The organism is Frateuria sp. (genome assembly GCF_035944355.1).
GTDB lineage: Bacteria > Pseudomonadota > Gammaproteobacteria > Xanthomonadales > Rhodanobacteraceae > Frateuria_A.
The window spans coordinates 138,254-155,383 of sequence record NZ_DASZBH010000008.1 but is presented as its reverse complement, the minus strand read 5'-3'; the positions used below and the strand labels follow the sequence as shown (position 1 = coordinate 155,383).

Sequence of the window (17,130 nt, the reverse complement as noted above, 5' to 3'; positions counted from 1 at the left end):
AGCCATACCCTAGCCTCCTGAAGAAAGAACCGGGCAGCCTTCAGCACAGCCTGCCCCCACTATCGACGCCAGCCCCTGCGCTGCCGGCACCCGCCGGCAGGCGAGTCCGTGCGACATCGCCGCTCCCGCGTCCCGATTCATCCGGATCACTGCGATCACGCAAAGTCGTAGGCGAAATTTCCGTCGGCCGCGCTCACCCGCGCCCCCGTCACCGGCGTGCCCTCGATCATCCGGTTGAGGAACTCGCGGCTGATGTCCGGCAGCATGGTGTTGGTCAGGATCGCGTCGATCATGCGGCCGCCCGATTCGCTTTCGGTGCAGCGGCTGACCACCAGCCTGACCACGTCCTCGTCGTACTCGAACGGGATCTTGTAGCGGGCCTCGATGCGCTTCTTGATGCGGTCGAGCTGCAGCTTGACGATCTCGCCGAGCATCTTTTCGCTCAGCGGGTAATACGGAATGGTCACCAGGCGGCCGAGCAGCGCCGGCGGGAACACCTTCAGCAGCGGCTCGCGCAAGGCCTTGGCGATGCCTTCGGGCTCCGGCATCAGCTCCGGGTCCTGGCACAGGCCGGCGATCAGGTCGGTGCCGGCATTGGTGGTGAGCAGGATCAGGGTGTTCTTGAAGTCGATCGAGCGGCCTTCGCCATCTTCCATGACGCCCTTGTCGAACACCTGGAAGAAGATCTCGTGCACGTCCGGATGGGCCTTCTCCACCTCGTCCAGCAGCACCACCGAATAGGGCTTGCGCCGCACCGCCTCGGTCAGCACGCCGCCCTCGCCGTAGCCGACGTAGCCCGGGGGCGCGCCCTTGAGCGTGGAGACGGTGTGCGCCTCCTGGAACTCGCTCATGTTGATGGTGATCAGGTTCTGCTCGCCGCCGTAGAGCGCCTCGGCCAGCGCCAGCGCGGTCTCGGTCTTGCCCACGCCGGAGGTACCGGCCAGCATGAACACGCCGATCGGCTTGTTCGGGTTGTCCAGGCCGGCGCGGCTGGTCTGGATGCGCTTGGCGATCATCTCCATCGCATGGTCCTGGCCGATCACGCGCTTGCCCATCAGGCCGGCCAGATTCATCACGGTCTCGAGCTCGCTCTTGACCATGCGGCCGACCGGGATGCCGGTCCAGTCGGAGACCACCGAGCCGACCGCCACGTAGTCGACCGTGGGCAGGATCAGCGGGCTTTCGCCCTGCAGTTCGGACAGCTGCGCCTGCAGGCCTTTGAGCTCTTCCAGCGCGGCGGCACGTTCGGCCTCGGTCAGCGCCGCGCTGGCCACGGCCACCTCGCCCGCCTCGGCGTTGGCGGCCTGCTCCAGCGCGCTGCCGGTGCCTTCGACCGGCGCGGCGTCGCCACGCAGGCGGGCGCGCAGGCCCAGGATCTTTTCGACCAGGCCCTTTTCCACCTGCCAGTTGACCTCCAGCGTTTCCAGCCGGGCCCTGGCGATGGCGAGCTTCTCGCCGGCCGACGCCTCGCGCTCGGCCACCTCCACGCCCACTGTCTTCTCGCGGGCGATGATCGCCAGCTCGGTTTCCAGCGCCTGGATGCGCTTGCGGGTGTCGTCCACTTCCGGCGGCACGGCGTGCTGGCTGATCGCCACGCGGGCGCAGGCGGTATCGAGCAGGCTCACCGCCTTGTCCGGCAGCTGGCGCGCGGGAATGTAGCGGTGCGAGAGCTTGACCGCCGCCTCCAGCGCCTCGTCCAGGATCTGCACGCGGTGGTGCTTCTCCATCACGCTGGCGACGCCGCGCATCATCAGGATGCCCTTCTCTTCGCTGGGCTCGTCGACCTGCACGGTCTGGAAGCGGCGGGTCAGCGCGGGATCCTTCTCGATGTGCTTCTTGTACTCGGCCCAGGTGGTGGCGCCGACCGTGCGCAGGTTGCCGCGCGCCAGCGCCGGCTTGAGCAGGTTGGCTGCGTCGCCCGTGCCGGCCGCGCCGCCGGCGCCCACCAGCGTGTGCGCCTCGTCGATGAACAGGATGATCGGCTTCGGTGAAGACTGCACTTCCTCGATCACCTGGCGCAGGCGGTTCTCGAACTCGCCCTTCATGCTGGCGCCGGCCTGCAGCAGGCCGACGTCGAGGGTGCGCAGCTCCACATCCTTCAGCTGCGGCGGCACGTCGCCCTGGGCGATGCGCAGCGCGAAGCCTTCGACCACCGCGGTCTTGCCCACGCCCGCCTCGCCGACCAGCATCGGGTTGTTCTGCCGGCGGCGCATCAGGATGTCGACGACCTGGCGGATTTCCTCGTCGCGGCCGACGATCGGATCGATCTTGCCGCTGCGTGCCTGCGCGGTGAGGTCGACGGTGAACTGCTTGAGCGCCTCCTGCTTGCCCATCTGCGCCGGGCCCATCGCGCCGCTGGCCTCGCCCGGCACGGCGCCGCCCATCTGGAAGCCGTCGCTGGCGCCCTGGCCGTCCTCGGGCGAACCGGACACCACCTCGGCGAACTTCTCCATCAGCGTCTCGGGCTTGATCTTGTCGAACTCGGGCGAAATGCCGACCAGCGCGTTGCGCAGGTGGCGCGTGCGGACCACGCCCACCATCAGGTAGCCGGTGCGCACCTGCGCCTCGCCGAACATCAGCGTGGCGAACACCCAGCCGCGCTCGACCGCTTCCTCCACGTTGGAAGACAGGTCGGTGATCGTGGTCGAGCCGCGCGGCAGCTTGTCCAGCGCGTCGGTGACGTCGCGCGCGAGGTTGGACGGGTTGATGTTGAACTGCTTGACGATGCGGTGCAGGTCGGAGTCCTGCAACTGCAGGATCTGGTGGATCCAGTGCACCAGCTCGACGTAGGGATTGCCACGCAGCTTGCAGAACACGGTGGCGCTTTCGATGCCCCGGTAGGCGAGCTTGTTGAGTTTCCCGAACAGGGCGCTGCGACTGATCTCGGCCATGACTTGTCTTCCCTTCGCTTTGGTGCGGCGGCCGCACGGCAGCCGGTTTGGTATGCGTGATGGCGGGCCTTTAGCCCACCGGTTTCAGTACGACCTCGTCGGCGTCGCTGCGCTGGGCGCGCTGGCCCAGCCAGCTGGTCAGGCCCAGGCGCACGCCGCGGCCCAGGCGGGTGGCGGGCACCTGGTCGTGCGCGAGCACCAGCTGCACGTCCCAGCACTTTTCGTCGCCGATGTAGTTGCGCACCGTGGCGACGAGTTGCTCCAGCGCGGTGCCGCCCGGCAGGAAATGCTCGAGCTGGTTGCGTCCGAGCGGCCCCAGGCGCAGGCGGAAGCGTTGCTGGGTACCCCACACGGATTCGCCCATGACCGCCGTGCGCCCGAGGGCCGCGACGTCGGCGGAGCGGCCCAGCCGCAGGTGCGCCTCGCGCGGCAGGCGCATCCATTCGGCGACGAATTCGATCACGCGCACGGGCACCGCGAAGAAGTGCTGCAGCAGGCTGCGCAGCCCTTCGGCGTTGCGCGTCTGCGCGACCATGCGGCCGGCGAAGTAGCGCTTGTAGTCGTCCGGCAGCGCATCCCTGCCCTCCAGGCCGGGCGTGGCCATGCCGACCAGCGCGCCGGTGTACAGGCGGAAACGGTCCTGCGCGCGGCGGTCGGCCTGCACCGTGGGCTGGGCGTTGGCCCAGGCGCGGTAGAACAGGCTCGCCATGCGGTGGTGGAAGATGTCGGCGAACGCGATCAGGGTGGGATCGCGCGCGTTGCGCTCGCGGTCGAGCGCGTATTCGGTCAGGTGCAGCGGCAGCGGCGCGTTCGGTCCGAACAAGCCGAAGAACCAGGCGTGCATGCGGGCCGGACGCCCGTCCGCGGCCGGCTCGAAGCGATCGATCGCGCTCGCGGCGAAGGCCAGAGACGGGGTCTGGCACAGGCGCACGAAGTCTTCCGACGGCTTGGCCGACTCGCCCAGCCGCGGTCGGGCCGGATGCGCGCACTCCAGCTGCCGGATCGCCTCGAAGAAATCGAAGTCCCCCGGGCGCTCGCGCAGCGCGCGTTCCAGCGCTACAGCGTCTGGCGCGTGCCCAGCCGTGCCGGCCATCGGGCCACCTCGTTGCGTTCCAGGGTGCGCAGCACGGTCTCGGTGAAGGAGTTCACCGAGACGTAGCGCGCGAAGAAATGCTGCATCACCGAGCCGAGCAGAAAGGCGCCGGTGCCTTCGAACGCGCCCTCGTCGCAGGTCAGGGTAATTTCAAGCCCGCGGCCGAAGCTGATCGGGCCAGGCACCGGGATGCGCCGCACGATCGGCTGCGAGGACACGTTCTTGACACCTTCGATCTGCCGGCGTGCGCCGGAATCGAACTCGTCGCAGTAGAGCGTGAGCATCTCGCGCAGCGCGGCAGCGCCCTCGGCGTTGCCCTCGCCCAGCAGCGAGACGTAGTTCAATTGCAGGTGGCTGACCAGCCGCCAGGCGGTCTCGCCGCCGGCGACCGGCGCGCGTGGCTTGGTCGGCCCCGCCACGCAGCGCACCGACTCCACCGGCGCGCCCACGTCCAGGGTGAAGTCGGTGTTGGCCTTGCCCACCGGCATCTGCAGCGGCAGATCGCGGTTGGTGCACATCAGCTGCATGCCGACCTGGCGCAGGCGGCTCGAGTACGGCGCCTCGTTGGCGTCCACCAGCGCGACGAACAGCTCGCTGCCGACGTAGCTCGAGCGGGCGCCTTGCAGCTTCTGTCGCGCGGACAGCTGGCGCGGTTCGCGCCGCACCGTGTAGAAGGCGCCGTGACCGCCCTGCCAGGTGCGCTCGTCGCAGCCGTAGAAGGGCTGGAACTGCTGTTCGGGTTCCTGGCTGTCGCCGAAGCCTTCGACCTGACCGATCGAGTGGATCTCGAAATCCATCGGCCGCGTGCGGTCGGCCAGCACGTGGTATTCGGTCTTGCCCTGCTGCAGGTGGATGCGGTCGGCGCGGCGCGGGAACAGGTTGATCGCCGGCGTGCAGAACAGGCGGAAGTTGCCCGCGTCCACTGCGTTGTGCAGGCGGCTGACGCTGCGGTCGAACAACACCACGATCTCGAACTCGCTGCCCTGTGCGCGCGACAGCGCCTGGCGCAGGCCGGTGAACACCGTGAACAGGAAGCGCTCGGGACAGGCGAAGTATTCCTGCAGCAGCCGGTAGCCGCTGAAGGACCGGCCGCTGTACGGAATCATCGACTCGTCGTCGGCGAAGCCCTTGGTCTGGATGCTGGAGGCATCCAGCCAGGTGCTGGTGATGCCGCTGGCGCCCTTGGCCCGCACCGCCACGCCGACGGCGTTGCCCAGCAGCTGCTCGTAGAGCCGCTTGGGCAGTTCGTCCGCGCCGGCGAGGAACACCGGCAGCTCGTCCATCGCCAGCTCACTGGCCTGCGCACCGGCGGTGACGGCGAACTTCAGGCGCAGGCCTGCGCGCACGGTGCGGTCGGTGGGAATGGCCACGCCCGCCGCGGCGATCGCCGCCGGCGTGTCGAAGTATTTCGCCTCGGCCAGCTTGAGCGGCCACAGGGTGACGTCGTGCGCCGTGCGGTACTCGCAGGCAGTGCGCTCGTCGCGGCCGGTCAGGCTGCGCAGCGCGGTGTGGCGGGGCACCGTGTGCCCGGCGACCAGCCCCGCCTCCTTCAGATCCGCCGCCATCTCCACCACGGCCATCGAGGGCACCGGTGCGAGGTAGTGCGGGTAGACCATTTCCATCAGGTGCTGGGTGAACACCGGCTGCTGCGCATCCAGCTTCAGCTGCACGCGCGCGGCCAGGAAAGCGAAGCCTTCCAGCAACCGCTCGACGTAGGGGTCGGCGCATTCGAAGCCTTCCAGGCCGAGCCGCCCGGCGATCTTCGGGTACTCGCGCGCGAACTCGCCGCCCATCTCGCGGACGTGCTGCAGTTCGCGGTTGTAGTAGCGGAGCAGGCGCGGGTCCATGCGTCAGCCCAGGCTTTCGGAGACGTTGAAGCGACCGGTTTCCAGGTCGACTTCGGTCTTGAGATAGAGGTTCAACGGGATCGGCTGCGCCCACATTTCCGATTCGATGTTGAACACCAGCGACTGCTGGTCCATGCGCTTGCCGTCGGTGTTGACCGCCACGCGCAGGGTGCTGCCGGTCAGGCGTGGCTCGAACGCGAGCAGCGCCTCGCGCAACTGACGCTGCAGCACGGCCGCGTCCACGCCGGCGAGCGCCATGCCGGTGAGGTCCGGGATGCCGAAATTGAGTACCGAGCGCGCGACCTCGGGATAGTCCTCCAGCTCGACGCCGCTGCCCAGGTTGACGCAGTTGAGCAGCCAGGAAATGTCGCGCGCGACGCAGTCGCGCAGGCGCGTGGCCGAGATCACCCGCTTCTCGCGGCTCTCTTCCTGTTTGCCCGGCTCTTCATCGGTCAGGCGGTCCAGCAGCGAGGGCTGCAGCCGTTCCTGGGTGGTCAGTTCGGCCATGGCGCTCGGTCAGGCCAGGTCGTGCTGGAAAACAAGCGTGCGGATATCCAGCAGCGGATATTCGCCGGCGTCGGTGGCCAGCATGCGCTGGCCCGAACCCACGCACGGCCCACCATCGATATCGCGCCAGTCGGTGCGCCGGCCGAGCACGACCTCGGCATCGGCCGAGTGCTCCGAACCGGGATAGCGGCACGGCACGAAGCCGACCGACTGGCCGCCGTTGACCCAGGTGACCTGCACCGGGGCCCAGATCTTGTCGCGCAGGTCGGTCGGCGCTTCGAAGGCGAGTTGCTTAAGGCGCGCGAACGGCACCCAGGCGTAACCGCCGTTGACCACCATCTCCAGGCAGGGGCCGAAGCGCGGATCGGCATCGGCGATCCACTCGAACGGCTCGCCGTTGATCTGGCCGGCGATCGCCGGCGCCTGCTCGAAGGCCTGTTCGCGCAGCGGCACGGCCTGTGCGTGCTGCCCGTGGGCGTCGAGCCTGAGCGCCTGCAGCAGCAACGCCACCCACTGTTCGGGCTCGCCGACCACCGAGGGCATCCGTTCGCCGGCGAGCACGTGGATGCGCGCCAGCTCGCCGCGGATGGCCTGCGCATAGGCGCCGGCCATCAGGGCATTGTTCACATCCAGCTCGCCGCTGACCTTCAGCTGCGTCTGGGCCCGCTCCCACTGGCCCAGCAGGGCCAGCAATTGGAACAGGAAGACCCGGCAGCGCGCGTCCGCCGGGTTGCTTCGCACCTGCGAGGTCAGCCCCTGCAGCGCCTCGTCCAACCGTCCTTCCTTGAGCATGTTCTCGGGTGTCATGGCTTGGGCTCTGACGGTCTTCAGTCGGGTTGGAACGAGGGCTGCGGGCAGACGGGCAGGCCTTAGGCCTTGGCCACGCCCTGGATGTCGTAGGTGAACTCCTTGGCGCCGCCCTGCTTGGCACCCTTGTCGTCCTGCGGCTGGAACGAGTACTTGAACTTGCCGAAGTGCAGGGTCACGTTCTCGGTCAGGCGATCCTCGCCGCCGCTGCCGCCGGTGGAGACGGAAGTGATCAGCACGCCCTCGGACAGCTCGATGGTGAGGAAGTCGGTCTGCTCGCCGGTGGCGTTGGTCACGTAGATCCATGCCTGGTCGATGCGCCCGCCGGTGCAGCAGGCGTCCAGCAGCGCGTTGGAGCAGCCGTCCACGTACTTGGTGATCGAGATGTCCTGCACGTGGGCCTTGCCGCCGCTGGCCGCGCCCGCGCCGGTATGCAGATCGCCGGAATTGCTGACGCCCCACGACCAGGCAAGGATCGGCACCTCGCCCTTGTGCTTCTTGTGGTTGGACGCGCCCTCGATCTTGACCTTGCCGGCGCCGAACTTGATGTGCATGTCGAATGCCATGAAACCTTCTCCCTACGTCTCGTGTTGGATGTTCGATGTCGCCGGCCGGGCTTGAAGTCCCGCCACCGGTCGCACTCTTGCTGGGGTATCGAGGCAATGGCCGCCTCGGCCCACGGACCGAAGCCGGCGGCCCGAAGCGGGCGCCGCCGGCCGGCCGCGTTGGTCAGGCCTTGGCCGCGGACGGCAGGCGCGAAACCAGCCGCAGCGACACGGTCAGGCCCTCGAGCTGGTAGTGCGGCTTGAGGAAGAACTTGGAGGTGTAGTAGCCCGGCGCCCCCTCGACTTCCTCCACCACCACTTCGGCGGCCGACAGCGGCTTGCGCGCCTTGGTCTCCTCGCTGGAGTTGGCCGGGTCGCCGTCGACGTACTGCATGACCCAGTTGGTGAGCCAGTTCTGCATCTGCTCGCGGTCGCTGAAGGAACCGATCTTGTCGCGCACGATGCATTTCAGGTAATGCGCGAAGCGGCAGCAGGCGAACATGTACGGCAGGCGGCAACCCAGCGCGGCGTTGGCGGTCGCGTCCGGATCGTCGTACTCCTCCGGCTTGGCGAGCGACTGCGCGCTGATGAAGGCGGCCATGTCGGAGTTCTTGCGATGCACCAGCGGCATCAGGCCCATCTTGTCCAGCTCCGCCGAGCGGCGGTCGGTGATGGCGATCTCGGTCGGGCACTTCATGTCCACGCCGCCGTCGTCGGTCGGGAAGGCGTGCACCGGCAGGCCCTCGACCGCGCCGCCGGACTCGATGCCGCGGATGCGCGAGCACCAGCCGTAGGCCTTGAACGAGCGGTTGATGTTCACCGCCATCGCGTAGGCCGCGTTCTGCCAGGTGTACTTGTTCGAGTCGGCGCCGGAGGTGTCTTCCTCGAAGTCGAACTCCTCCACCGGGTTGGTCGCCGCGCCGTACGGCAGGCGGGCCAGCGTGCGCGGCATCGCCAGCGCCAGGTACTTGGCGTCGTCGGACTCGCGCAGCGAGCGCCAGGCGGCGTAGTCGGGCGTGGAGAAGATCTTGGCCAGGTCGCGCGGGTTCGAGAGCTCGTTCCAGCTCTCCATGCCCATCAGCGAGGAGTTCGCCGCGGCGATGAACGGCGCGTGCGCGGCGGCGGCCACCTGGGCGATCCCGCCCAGCAGCTCGACGTCCGGCGGGCTGTGGTCGAAGTAGTAGTCGCCGACCAGGCAGCCGTAGGGCTCGCCGCCCAGCTGGCCATATTCTTCTTCGTACATCTTCTTGAAGATCGGGCTCTGGTCCCAGGCGGTGCCCTTGTAGCGCTTGAGCGTCTTGCCCAGCTCCTTCTTGGAGATGTTCATGACGCGGATCTTCAGGAGCTGGTCGGTCTCGGTGTTGTTGACCAGGTGGTGCAGGCCGCGCCAGGCGCTTTCCAGCTTCTGGAAATCCGCGTGGTGCATGATCTGGTTGATCTGCTCGCTGAGCTTGCGGTCGATCTCGGCGATGTAGGCGTTGATCGTCTGGGCGACGTCTTCGGAGACGATGTCCGACTTGCCCAGCACCTGCTCGGCGAGCGTGCGGACGGCCGATTCGACCTCTTCCTTGGCGCGCTCGCTCTTGGGCTTGAACTCGCGGCTCAGCAGCGCGGCGAAATCACCGGCTTCGATCGTTTCGGTGGCCTGCCCGCGTTCGGCAACGGTTTCGGTGGACATGTGTGCTTACTCCGCGTCGGAAGGCTTGGCGGCCGAAACCAGCGACTGCAGCAGGGCCGGATCGTTGATCGCCTGGGCGATCAGCTTCTCCGCGCCGGCCTTGCCGTCCATGTAGGTGTTGAGGTTGGCCAGCTGCGTGCGCGCTTCCAGCAGCTTCGCCACCGGCGCGACCTTGCGGGCCACCGCGGCGGGCGAGAAGTCGTCCATGCTCTCGAAGGTGATGTCCACGCTCAGGTTGCCCTCGCCGGTGAGCGTGTTGGGCACCGCGAAGGACACGCGCGGCTTCATCGACTGCAGGCGGCTGTCGAAGTTGTCGACGTCGATCTCCAGCGCCTTGCGTTCCTCGATCGACGGAAGCTCGGCGTTGTTGGCGCCGGACAGGTCCGACATCACGCCCATCACGAACGGCACCTGCACCTTCTTCTGTGCGCCGTAGACCTCGACGTCGTACTCGATCTGCACCCGCGGCGCGCGGTTGCGCGCGATGAACTTCTGACTGCTTTGCTTGGCCATGCGGCTGTCTCCTGGGACTTGAGGTCTTCCGGTTGGAACGCGACGCCTCGTGGGCGCACGCCGCGATGAACCGCGGCGTAGGCGCGCACACGTCCTGAGCAGCGCATCGGACGACGCGAGAGCCGCGCAACGTGAGGTTGCGCGGGCGGCTGTCGGCGTCGGACTGGCGTGGCAAAGGGCGGGCTGAACGCCTTCCCACTGTTCTAGTGCGCGGAGCCCTTCACGGATCGGCCACGTCGGTGAAGCCGACGTTCAGGATGCATTCACGAATCCAAGACACCGCGTGCGCGGCCGGATGCCCACCTCAGCCCTGCAGTTCCCGCTGCAGCCAGGCCCGGGCCAGCCGCCACTCGCGTTGCACGGTGGTGGCCGAAATGCCCAGGGCGACGGCGATCTGCTCGGCGCTCAGGCCGACGAAGAAGCGCATGGAAACGATGCTGGCCTGGCGCGGATCGATCTGCTCCAGCGCATCGAGCGCATCGAGCAGGGCGACGTAATCGATCTCGGGCATCAGCGAACCGGAGATCTCCGACAGCTCGATGCGGTCGCAGTCCTGCGGACGCTTGGCCGCCTGGCGCCGGCGTGCCGCGTCCACCAGCACCTCGCGCATCGCCCGCGCAGCCACGCCCAGCAGATGGCCACGGCTTTCCCACTGCGGCGCGCCGCTGCCACCGAACACCTTGATATAGGCCTCGTTGACCAGCGCGGTGGCGCTCAGCGTGCGCTCGCTGGTATTGCGGCGCAGCTGCGCGCCGGCCAGCCGGTGCAGCGCCGCGTACATCTGGCGCAACGCCTCCTCCAGCGCGGCGGCATCGCCCGCCTGCGCCGAATGCAGCAGCCGCGTCACGTCGACACTGTCGTTCACGAAGCTGGTAGTCCCTTCAGCCAACGGCCATCCCCGAAAAAGTATAGGTCATAGCCCGCGGGCCTGACGGAAACCGGCCGCTGATTCCGCATTACCTGGCCGTCCTGGGTGCCCTGTTAAACTCGTCCGCATGCTCAAGATCGACACCCACGCGCACGTCCTGCCCCGCGATTGGCCCAATCTCGCGGCCAAATACGGCAACGACCGCTTCCCGGTGATGACGCACACCGACGGCCGGCACCGCATCTATAAGGACGGCAAGTTCTTCCGCGAAGTGTGGGACTCGGCCTTCGATCCGCGCACCCGCATCGACGACTACGCCCGCTTCGGGGTCGGCGTGCAGGTCGTCTCCACCGTGCCCGTGCTGTTTTCCTATTGGGCGCCCGGCTACCAGGCATTGGAGCTGCACCGGCACCTCAACGACCACATGGCGCAGATGTGCCACGACCACCCGCGCCATTACGCGGGCATCGGCACCGTGCCGTTGCAGTCGCCCGAACTGGCCATCCGCGAGCTGGAACGCTGCATCGACGAGCTGGGCCTGCAAGGGGTGCAGATCGGCTCGCACTGCAACGAGTGGAACCTGGACGCGCCGGAGCTGTTCCCTTTCTTCGAGGCGGCGGCGGACCTGGGCGCGGCGGTCCTGGTGCATCCATGGGACATGATGGGCGCCGACACCATGCCCAAGTACTGGATGCCGTGGCTGGTCGGCATGCCGGCCGAGCAATCGCGCGCGGGCTGCTGCCTGGCCTTCGGCGGCGTGCTGGAACGGCTGCCGAAGCTGCGCGTCATGCTGGCCCACGGCGGCGGCAGTTTCCCCTGGTCGATCGGCCGCATCGAGCACGGCTTCCGCATGCGGCCGGATCTGGTCGCCACCGACAACCCGCGCAACCCGCGCGAGTACCTGCGCCGGCTGTATTTCGACTCCTGCGTACACGACGAGCGGGCGCTGCGATATCTCCTGGATGTGACCGGCGTCGATCGCGTCATGCTGGGCACCGACTATCCTTTCCCGCTGGGCGAGCAGGAGCCCGGCAGCGGCATCGAGGCACTGGGCCTTCCCGAGGACGACCGCGCGCGGCTGTTCCACGGCACCGCGCTGGAATGGCTGGGCCTGCCCCTGCAGCGTTTCATCCAACCGGCACCCATTACGGAGCGTCCATGAGCCTCACCCGCAGCCTCCTCATAGCCGCCGCCCTGCTGCTGGCCGGCACCGCGTACGCCACCGAAGTCAGCATGGCCGGAGGCAGCGTGGGGTTCAGCACCCCCGATGGCTGGGTCAGCATCATGGAGACCCAGGGCGATCCGGAAGTGCGCGTGTTCCAGGTTCCCGATCCCTCGCCCACCGCCGCCAGCAGCCTGGCCCGCGTCACCGTCACGGTGAAGCAGATAAGCGATCTGGCCGCCTTCGAGCAGTACGTGGCCAATGCCCGTGAGCGGGCCAAGTCGCTGACCGGCTACCAGGCCGCCGGCAACCCCTACGGCCCCAACAGCTACGCCTACACCGCGAGCGAGAACGGCGCGCCGTACCGCTACAGCGAGCGCTACTGGTTCGCCAACAACCATGCGATCCAGCTGCGCTGCGCTCGGCCGGCAAGCAGCCAAGCCGGCGCCGCCTGGGCCGCGAGCTTCGACAAGGGTTGCGATACCGTCGCCGCCAGCCTGGCCCGCTGAAGGCCCGGCCCGTGACCACCTACCAGGCCACCGCGGCATGGGCCGCCGCCGCGGACGACGCCGATCCGCTGCGCGCGTTCCGCGACGAATTCCTGATTCCCCCGCACGAAGGCCGCGACGCGCACTATTTCTGCGGCAACTCGCTGGGCCTGCAGCCCCGCGCGGTGCGCGCGGCGGTCGGTGCGGAGCTGGATTACTGGGGCGAGCTGGCGGTCGAAGGCCACTTCAAGGGCCGCCTGCCGTGGATGGACTACCACGAGTTCGTGCGCGACGACCTGGCCACCGTGGTCGGCGCGCTGCCCTCCGAAGTGGTGGCCATGAATACGCTGGGCGTGAACCTGCACCTGATGATGGTCAGCTTCTACCGTCCCACGCCCGGGCGCCATGCGATTCTGATCGAGGCCGGCGCGTTTCCCACCGACCGCTACGCGGTCGAGTCGCAGATCCGCTTCCATGGCTACGACCCGGCCACGGCGTTGATCGAGCTGGAGGCGGACGAGCCCAACGGCACGATTTCCGCCGCCGCGTTCGAGCGCGCGCTGGCCGAACACGGCGCGCGCACCGCCCTGGTGATGCTGCCGGGCGTGCAGTACCGCACCGGCCAGGCGTTCGACTTGAAGTCGATCACCCGCCTGGCGCACGCGCGGGGCTGCCAGGTCGGTTTCGACCTGGCGCACGCGGTCGGCAACCTGCCGCTCGCACTGCACGACAGCGAAGCGGACTTCGCCATCTGGTGCAGCTACAAGTACCTGAACTCAGGTCCCGGCGCGGTGGGCGGCGCGTTCGTGCATGAGCGCCATGCGCGCGCGGCGCTGCCGCGGTTCGCCGGCTGGTGGGGCCACGACAAGACCACCCGTTTCCAGATGGGGCCGCAGTTCGCGCCCACGCCCGGCGCGGACGGCTGGCAGCTGTCCAACCCGCCGATCCTGGCGCTGGCGCCGCTGCGGGTTTCGCTGGAAGTGTTCCGCCGCGCCGGCATGGCTCGGCTGCGCGCCAAGTCGCTGCAGCTGACCGGCTACCTGGAGTGGCTGGTGCATACGCAACTGGCCGACGTGCTGGAGATCGCCACCCCGGCCGATCCCGCGCGCCGCGGCGCGCAGCTGTCGATCCGCGTGCTCGGCGGCCGCGCCCGCGGGCGCGCGCTGTTCGAACACCTGATGGCCCATGGCGTCATCGGCGACTGGCGCGAGCCGGACGTCATCCGCATCTCGCCCGCGCCGCTCTACAACCGCCATGCCGATTGCCTGGCCTTCGCCGAAGCGGTGCGGCGCTGGGCCAAGCCCTGAGCGTCCGTCTTCGCTCGCTCTGACGCGCGCGGCGAGCGATTACAGTTCGCGGCCTTCGCGCTGGATGCGTTGATGGGAAGCCTTGAACACGGCGTTGGCGTCGTGATGCCAGCATGCCGGCAAGGCCCTGATCGAACTAGTCGACATTCATGCAAGCCTCCGCCCTGCAGGAGAACGGTCGGCGCGCGCGAGGGTTCCCGAGGATTTCATGCGGTCTTGAAGGCCCGCACGCCATCTTCGAAAGCCCTGGCACTGGAGAACGCAACCATGAGGAACGACGCTCCGCACGACGATGCCGACCTGCGCAAGCTCGGCGAACTGATCGATGGGATCGAAGTGGCGATGCTCACCACGCAGGCCGCGGACGGCTCGTTGGTCAGCCGTCCACTGCAGACACTGAAGCTGACCGCCGAGGGCGACCTGGTGTTCTTCACCGCGGCCGACAGCGCGAAGGTGGGCCAGCTCACCGAAGACCTGGACGTGAACCTCGCCTACGCCAACCAGGACGACAAGCGCTATGTTTCCGTGCGCGGACGGGCGCGCATCGACCGCGACCAGGCGTTGATCGAGGAGCTGTGGTCGCCCGCACAGAACGTGTTCTTCTCAGGCAAGGACGACCCCAACCTGACCGTGCTGCGCGTACGCGTGCGTGACGCGATGTACTGGGAATCGGCGGACAGCTTTGTCGAGCGCGCGCTGGATTTCGCGCGGGGCATGTGGAGCGAGCAACCGCGCGACCTGGGCCACAAGGGGCACCTGCACGGCTGACGCCGCTCAGCCGCCTTCCAGCACCTGCCGCAACTTGCGGCCGAGCTCGTCGAGCGTGTACGGCTTGCCCAGCAGCGGCGCATCCGCGTCCAAGGTGCCGTTGTGCTGCACGGCCGTGGGCGAGTAGCCGGTGGTGAACAGCACCTTCAGGCCCGGGCGGCGACGACGCGCTTCCGCCGCGAGCCGGCGTCCGTCGATGTCCGGCATCACCACGTCGGTGAGCAGCAGCGCGACATCCGGGTGTGCGTCCAGCAGATCCAGCGCGCTCCCCGCGCCATCGGCCTCCAGCACGCGATAGCCCAGCTCGAGCAGGGCCTCCGCATTGATCCGCCGTACCGCCGGTTCATCGTCCACCAGCAGGACGAGTTCCTGCCGTCCCGCCGGCAACGGCGCCGCCGAAGCGCCGGTGTCCTGCCCACTCGCCCGGCCGGTCATCCGCGGCAGGTAGACCTTGACGCTGGTGCCTTGTTGGGGCTCCGAATAGATCGCCACGTGGCCACCGGACTGTTTCACGAAACCATAGACCTGGCTCAGGCCAAGGCCGGTGCCCTGCCCGGTCTGCTTGGTAGTGAAGAACGGATCGAACGCACGCCTGGCTACATCCGGCGGCATCCCCACGCCGGCATCGGTCACCGTGATGGACACATAGTCGCCCGGCTCCACGTCCGCCTGGCCTGCCGCGTAGCGCTTGTCGAGGGTGACGTTCGCCGTCTCGATGGTCAGCCGGCCGCCACCGGGCATCGCATCGCGAGCGTTGACCGCGAGATTGAGGATCGCGTTCTCCAGCTGATTGGCGTCGGCCAGCGTCGGCCACAGCCCGTCCGCAAGCAGGACATCCAGGCGGATGTCGGCCCCTATCGCGTGGCGCAGCAGCTCGTACATGCCTGCAACCAGCGCATTGGCGTCCACCGGCTTGGGACTGAGCGGCTGCTGGCGGGCGAAGGCCAGCAGCCGCTGGGTCAGCGTGGCGGCGCGATCGGCGGCCTCCATGGCGTTCCCGGCGTGTCGCCGTTCGGGACTGCCTTCGGGCAGCCGGCGCCTGAGCATGTCCAGTGAGCCGATCACCACCGCCAGCATGTTGTTGAAGTCGTGCGCGATGCCGCCGGTCAGGTGGCCGACCGCTTCCATCTTCTGGCTCTGTCGCAGCGCGGCCTCGGCCTGCGCCAGCGCGCGCGCCTGTTCCTTCTGTTCGCTGACGTCGCGACCGCTCGCATAGATCGTGTCTTCGTCCTGGCTGGCGACCCAGGAGATGCAACGGTAGCTGCCGTCCTTGTGCCGCATGCGGTTCTCGAACGCAGGCCCCCTGGCCAGGTTGGCGAGGAACGGGCGTTCGCCCGCGGGGCGATCGTCCGGGTGGATGAACTCGTAGACGTGGTGCCCAACCACCTCCGCCGTCTGCCAGCCGAGCATCCCGGACCAGGCGTCGCTGACCTGCAGGAAGCGGCCGCGTTCATCGACCACCGCCTGCAGGTCGCGCGAGTGCTTCCAGGCGCGGTCGCGCTCGCGCGTACGTGTCTCGACGCGTTGCTCCAGCGTCTCGTTGAGCTCGCGCAGGCGCTCCTCGGCGGCCCGGCGCTCCTCGATCTCGCGCTGCGCCACTGCGTACAGGTTGGCATTGTCGATCGCGATCGCCGCGTGCGCTGCGATGCCCGCCATCAACTGTTCGTGCCGCGGCAAGAACCGTCCGGGCTCGGGATGGCCGAAGAAGAGCCCGCCCAGGACGCGACCCGAGCGCGAAACCACCGGCACGGCAAGATAGCTGCGCACGGGCGGATGATCCGGCGGCAAGCCATGGTAGGGCGGGCTCTTGCCATAGCGCGGGTCGCGCAGGACATCGTCGCTGCGCACCGGGCTCTCGCCGGCGAGCGTGGGACGGAACAATAGGCTCGTCCGTGGCATCGGGTAGCGGTCGAACACGCGTCGGTCGACGCCGGAAAGGGTGTAGAGCAGCATGCTCTCGCCCGCTTCGTTGGTGGCGTTGTAGAAGAACGCGCCCATGCTGGCGCCGATGAGCGCAACGCCGGCATCGGTGACCGTCTGCACGATGCGCTCCAGCTCCAGTTCGCTGGCCACCGCCGCACCGACGCGGTTGAGCGTCTCCAGCGCCTGGGTTTCCTCGCGCAGCGCACGTTCGGCCTGCACACGCGCGGTTTCGTCGTGCATCGCGAGCACGGCGCCGAGCGGCTTGCCGTCGTTGTCGTGAATCGGGCGGGCGGAGCCCTGGGCGATGATCTCGGAGCCGTCGGCGCGGCGGATCCGCCAGCGCGCATCGGTGACGACCTCGCCGTCGCGCACCGCGCGCGCCAATGGCAGCTGATGCGACGGATAAGGTCGTCCATCCTCGGTCAGCAACTGATAGGCGCCGGCGTAGTCCTCCGGGCTTACGCCGAGCTGTCGCACGCCGTGCAGGCGCGCCGCGGCGTCGTTCACGTAGGTGATGCGCCCGACCGTATCGGTCAGGATCACCCCTTCGGCCAGCTGTCCCAGGATCGCCGCCTGCTCGGCGGCAAGCAGGGTCCTCGGCATGCCGCCAGGCGAACCCTCAGCCCCGATCACGGCAACCACCATCGCCGATCAGGCGCGTCACGGGTCTTGCGATGCTCTGCTGGCGTGGTCGAAGGCATGGCCGAGAATATCGGCCGGTCGCCGTGAACCG

General features: G+C 68.4%; 14 protein-coding genes. 4 read left to right on the top strand and 10 right to left on the bottom strand.

The window, feature by feature from the left end:
- Window positions 1-155: 155 nt before the first annotated feature.
- The 9 genes from tssH to VGU03_RS05515 form a co-directional block, all read right to left on the bottom strand.
- Window positions 156-2,891: a type VI secretion system ATPase TssH gene (tssH, locus tag VGU03_RS05555; protein WP_327479216.1), complete on the bottom strand. Its 2,736-nt coding sequence runs from the start codon at window positions 2,889-2,891 to the stop codon at window positions 156-158.
- Between the two features lie 70 nt (window positions 2,892-2,961).
- Window positions 2,962-3,984, bottom strand: a complete 1,023-nt coding sequence (gene tssG, locus VGU03_RS05550; protein WP_327479214.1) for a type VI secretion system baseplate subunit TssG — start codon at window positions 3,982-3,984, stop codon at window positions 2,962-2,964.
- Window positions 3,948-5,831: a type VI secretion system baseplate subunit TssF gene (tssF, locus tag VGU03_RS05545; protein WP_327479212.1), complete on the bottom strand. Its 1,884-nt coding sequence runs from the start codon at window positions 5,829-5,831 to the stop codon at window positions 3,948-3,950. Before tssF ends, tssG begins: the two co-directional genes overlap by 37 nt.
- Window positions 5,832-5,834: 3 nt before the next feature.
- Window positions 5,835-6,338, bottom strand: a complete 504-nt coding sequence (gene tssE, locus VGU03_RS05540) for a type VI secretion system baseplate subunit TssE (RefSeq protein WP_327479210.1) — start codon at window positions 6,336-6,338, stop codon at window positions 5,835-5,837.
- 9 nt (window positions 6,339-6,347) lie between these two features.
- Entirely contained in the window at window positions 6,348-7,145 is a 798-nt protein-coding gene (locus tag VGU03_RS05535; protein ID WP_327479208.1) for a type VI secretion system accessory protein TagJ, read from the bottom strand.
- 62 nt (window positions 7,146-7,207) lie between these two features.
- On the bottom strand, window positions 7,208-7,711 hold the full coding sequence (locus VGU03_RS05530; RefSeq protein ID WP_091333117.1) for an Hcp family type VI secretion system effector: 504 nt from the start codon (window positions 7,709-7,711) through the stop codon (window positions 7,208-7,210).
- Window positions 7,712-7,874: 163 nt separating this feature from the next.
- Window positions 7,875-9,368 (bottom strand): type VI secretion system contractile sheath large subunit, encoded by a 1,494-nt coding sequence (gene tssC / locus VGU03_RS05525; protein WP_327479205.1) that lies wholly within the window; start codon window positions 9,366-9,368, stop codon window positions 7,875-7,877.
- Between the two features lie 6 nt (window positions 9,369-9,374).
- A complete protein-coding gene (gene tssB / locus VGU03_RS05520) occupies window positions 9,375-9,881 on the bottom strand; it encodes a type VI secretion system contractile sheath small subunit (protein ID WP_327479203.1) in 507 nt (168 codons plus the stop codon).
- 304 nt (window positions 9,882-10,185) lie between these two features.
- Window positions 10,186-10,746 (bottom strand): ECF-type sigma factor, encoded by a 561-nt coding sequence (locus tag VGU03_RS05515; protein WP_327479202.1) that lies wholly within the window; start codon window positions 10,744-10,746, stop codon window positions 10,186-10,188.
- Between the two features lie 130 nt (window positions 10,747-10,876).
- Here VGU03_RS05515 and VGU03_RS05510 point away from each other — a divergent pair, with 130 nt between their 5' ends.
- The 4 genes from VGU03_RS05510 (at window position 10,877) to VGU03_RS05495 (ending at window position 14,474) form a co-directional block, all read left to right on the top strand.
- Window positions 10,877-11,911, top strand: coding sequence for an amidohydrolase family protein (locus VGU03_RS05510; RefSeq protein WP_327479201.1), 1,035 nt, complete (start codon window positions 10,877-10,879; stop codon window positions 11,909-11,911).
- Window positions 11,908-12,420: a hypothetical protein gene (locus VGU03_RS05505; RefSeq protein WP_327479200.1), complete on the top strand. Its 513-nt coding sequence runs from the start codon at window positions 11,908-11,910 to the stop codon at window positions 12,418-12,420. Before VGU03_RS05510 ends, VGU03_RS05505 begins: the two co-directional genes overlap by 4 nt.
- Window positions 12,421-12,431: 11 nt before the next feature.
- Window positions 12,432-13,706, top strand: coding sequence for a kynureninase (gene kynU, locus VGU03_RS05500; RefSeq protein WP_327479199.1), 1,275 nt, complete (start codon window positions 12,432-12,434; stop codon window positions 13,704-13,706).
- A 267-nt stretch (window positions 13,707-13,973) separates the two neighbouring features.
- Window positions 13,974-14,474, top strand: coding sequence for a pyridoxamine 5'-phosphate oxidase family protein (locus tag VGU03_RS05495; RefSeq protein ID WP_327479198.1), 501 nt, complete (start codon window positions 13,974-13,976; stop codon window positions 14,472-14,474).
- 6 nt (window positions 14,475-14,480) lie between these two features.
- Here the strand turns inward: VGU03_RS05495 and VGU03_RS05490 are convergent, their stop codons facing one another.
- Entirely contained in the window at window positions 14,481-17,000 is a 2,520-nt protein-coding gene (locus VGU03_RS05490; RefSeq protein ID WP_327479197.1) for a PAS domain S-box protein, read from the bottom strand.
- Window positions 17,001-17,130 lie beyond the last annotated feature (130 nt).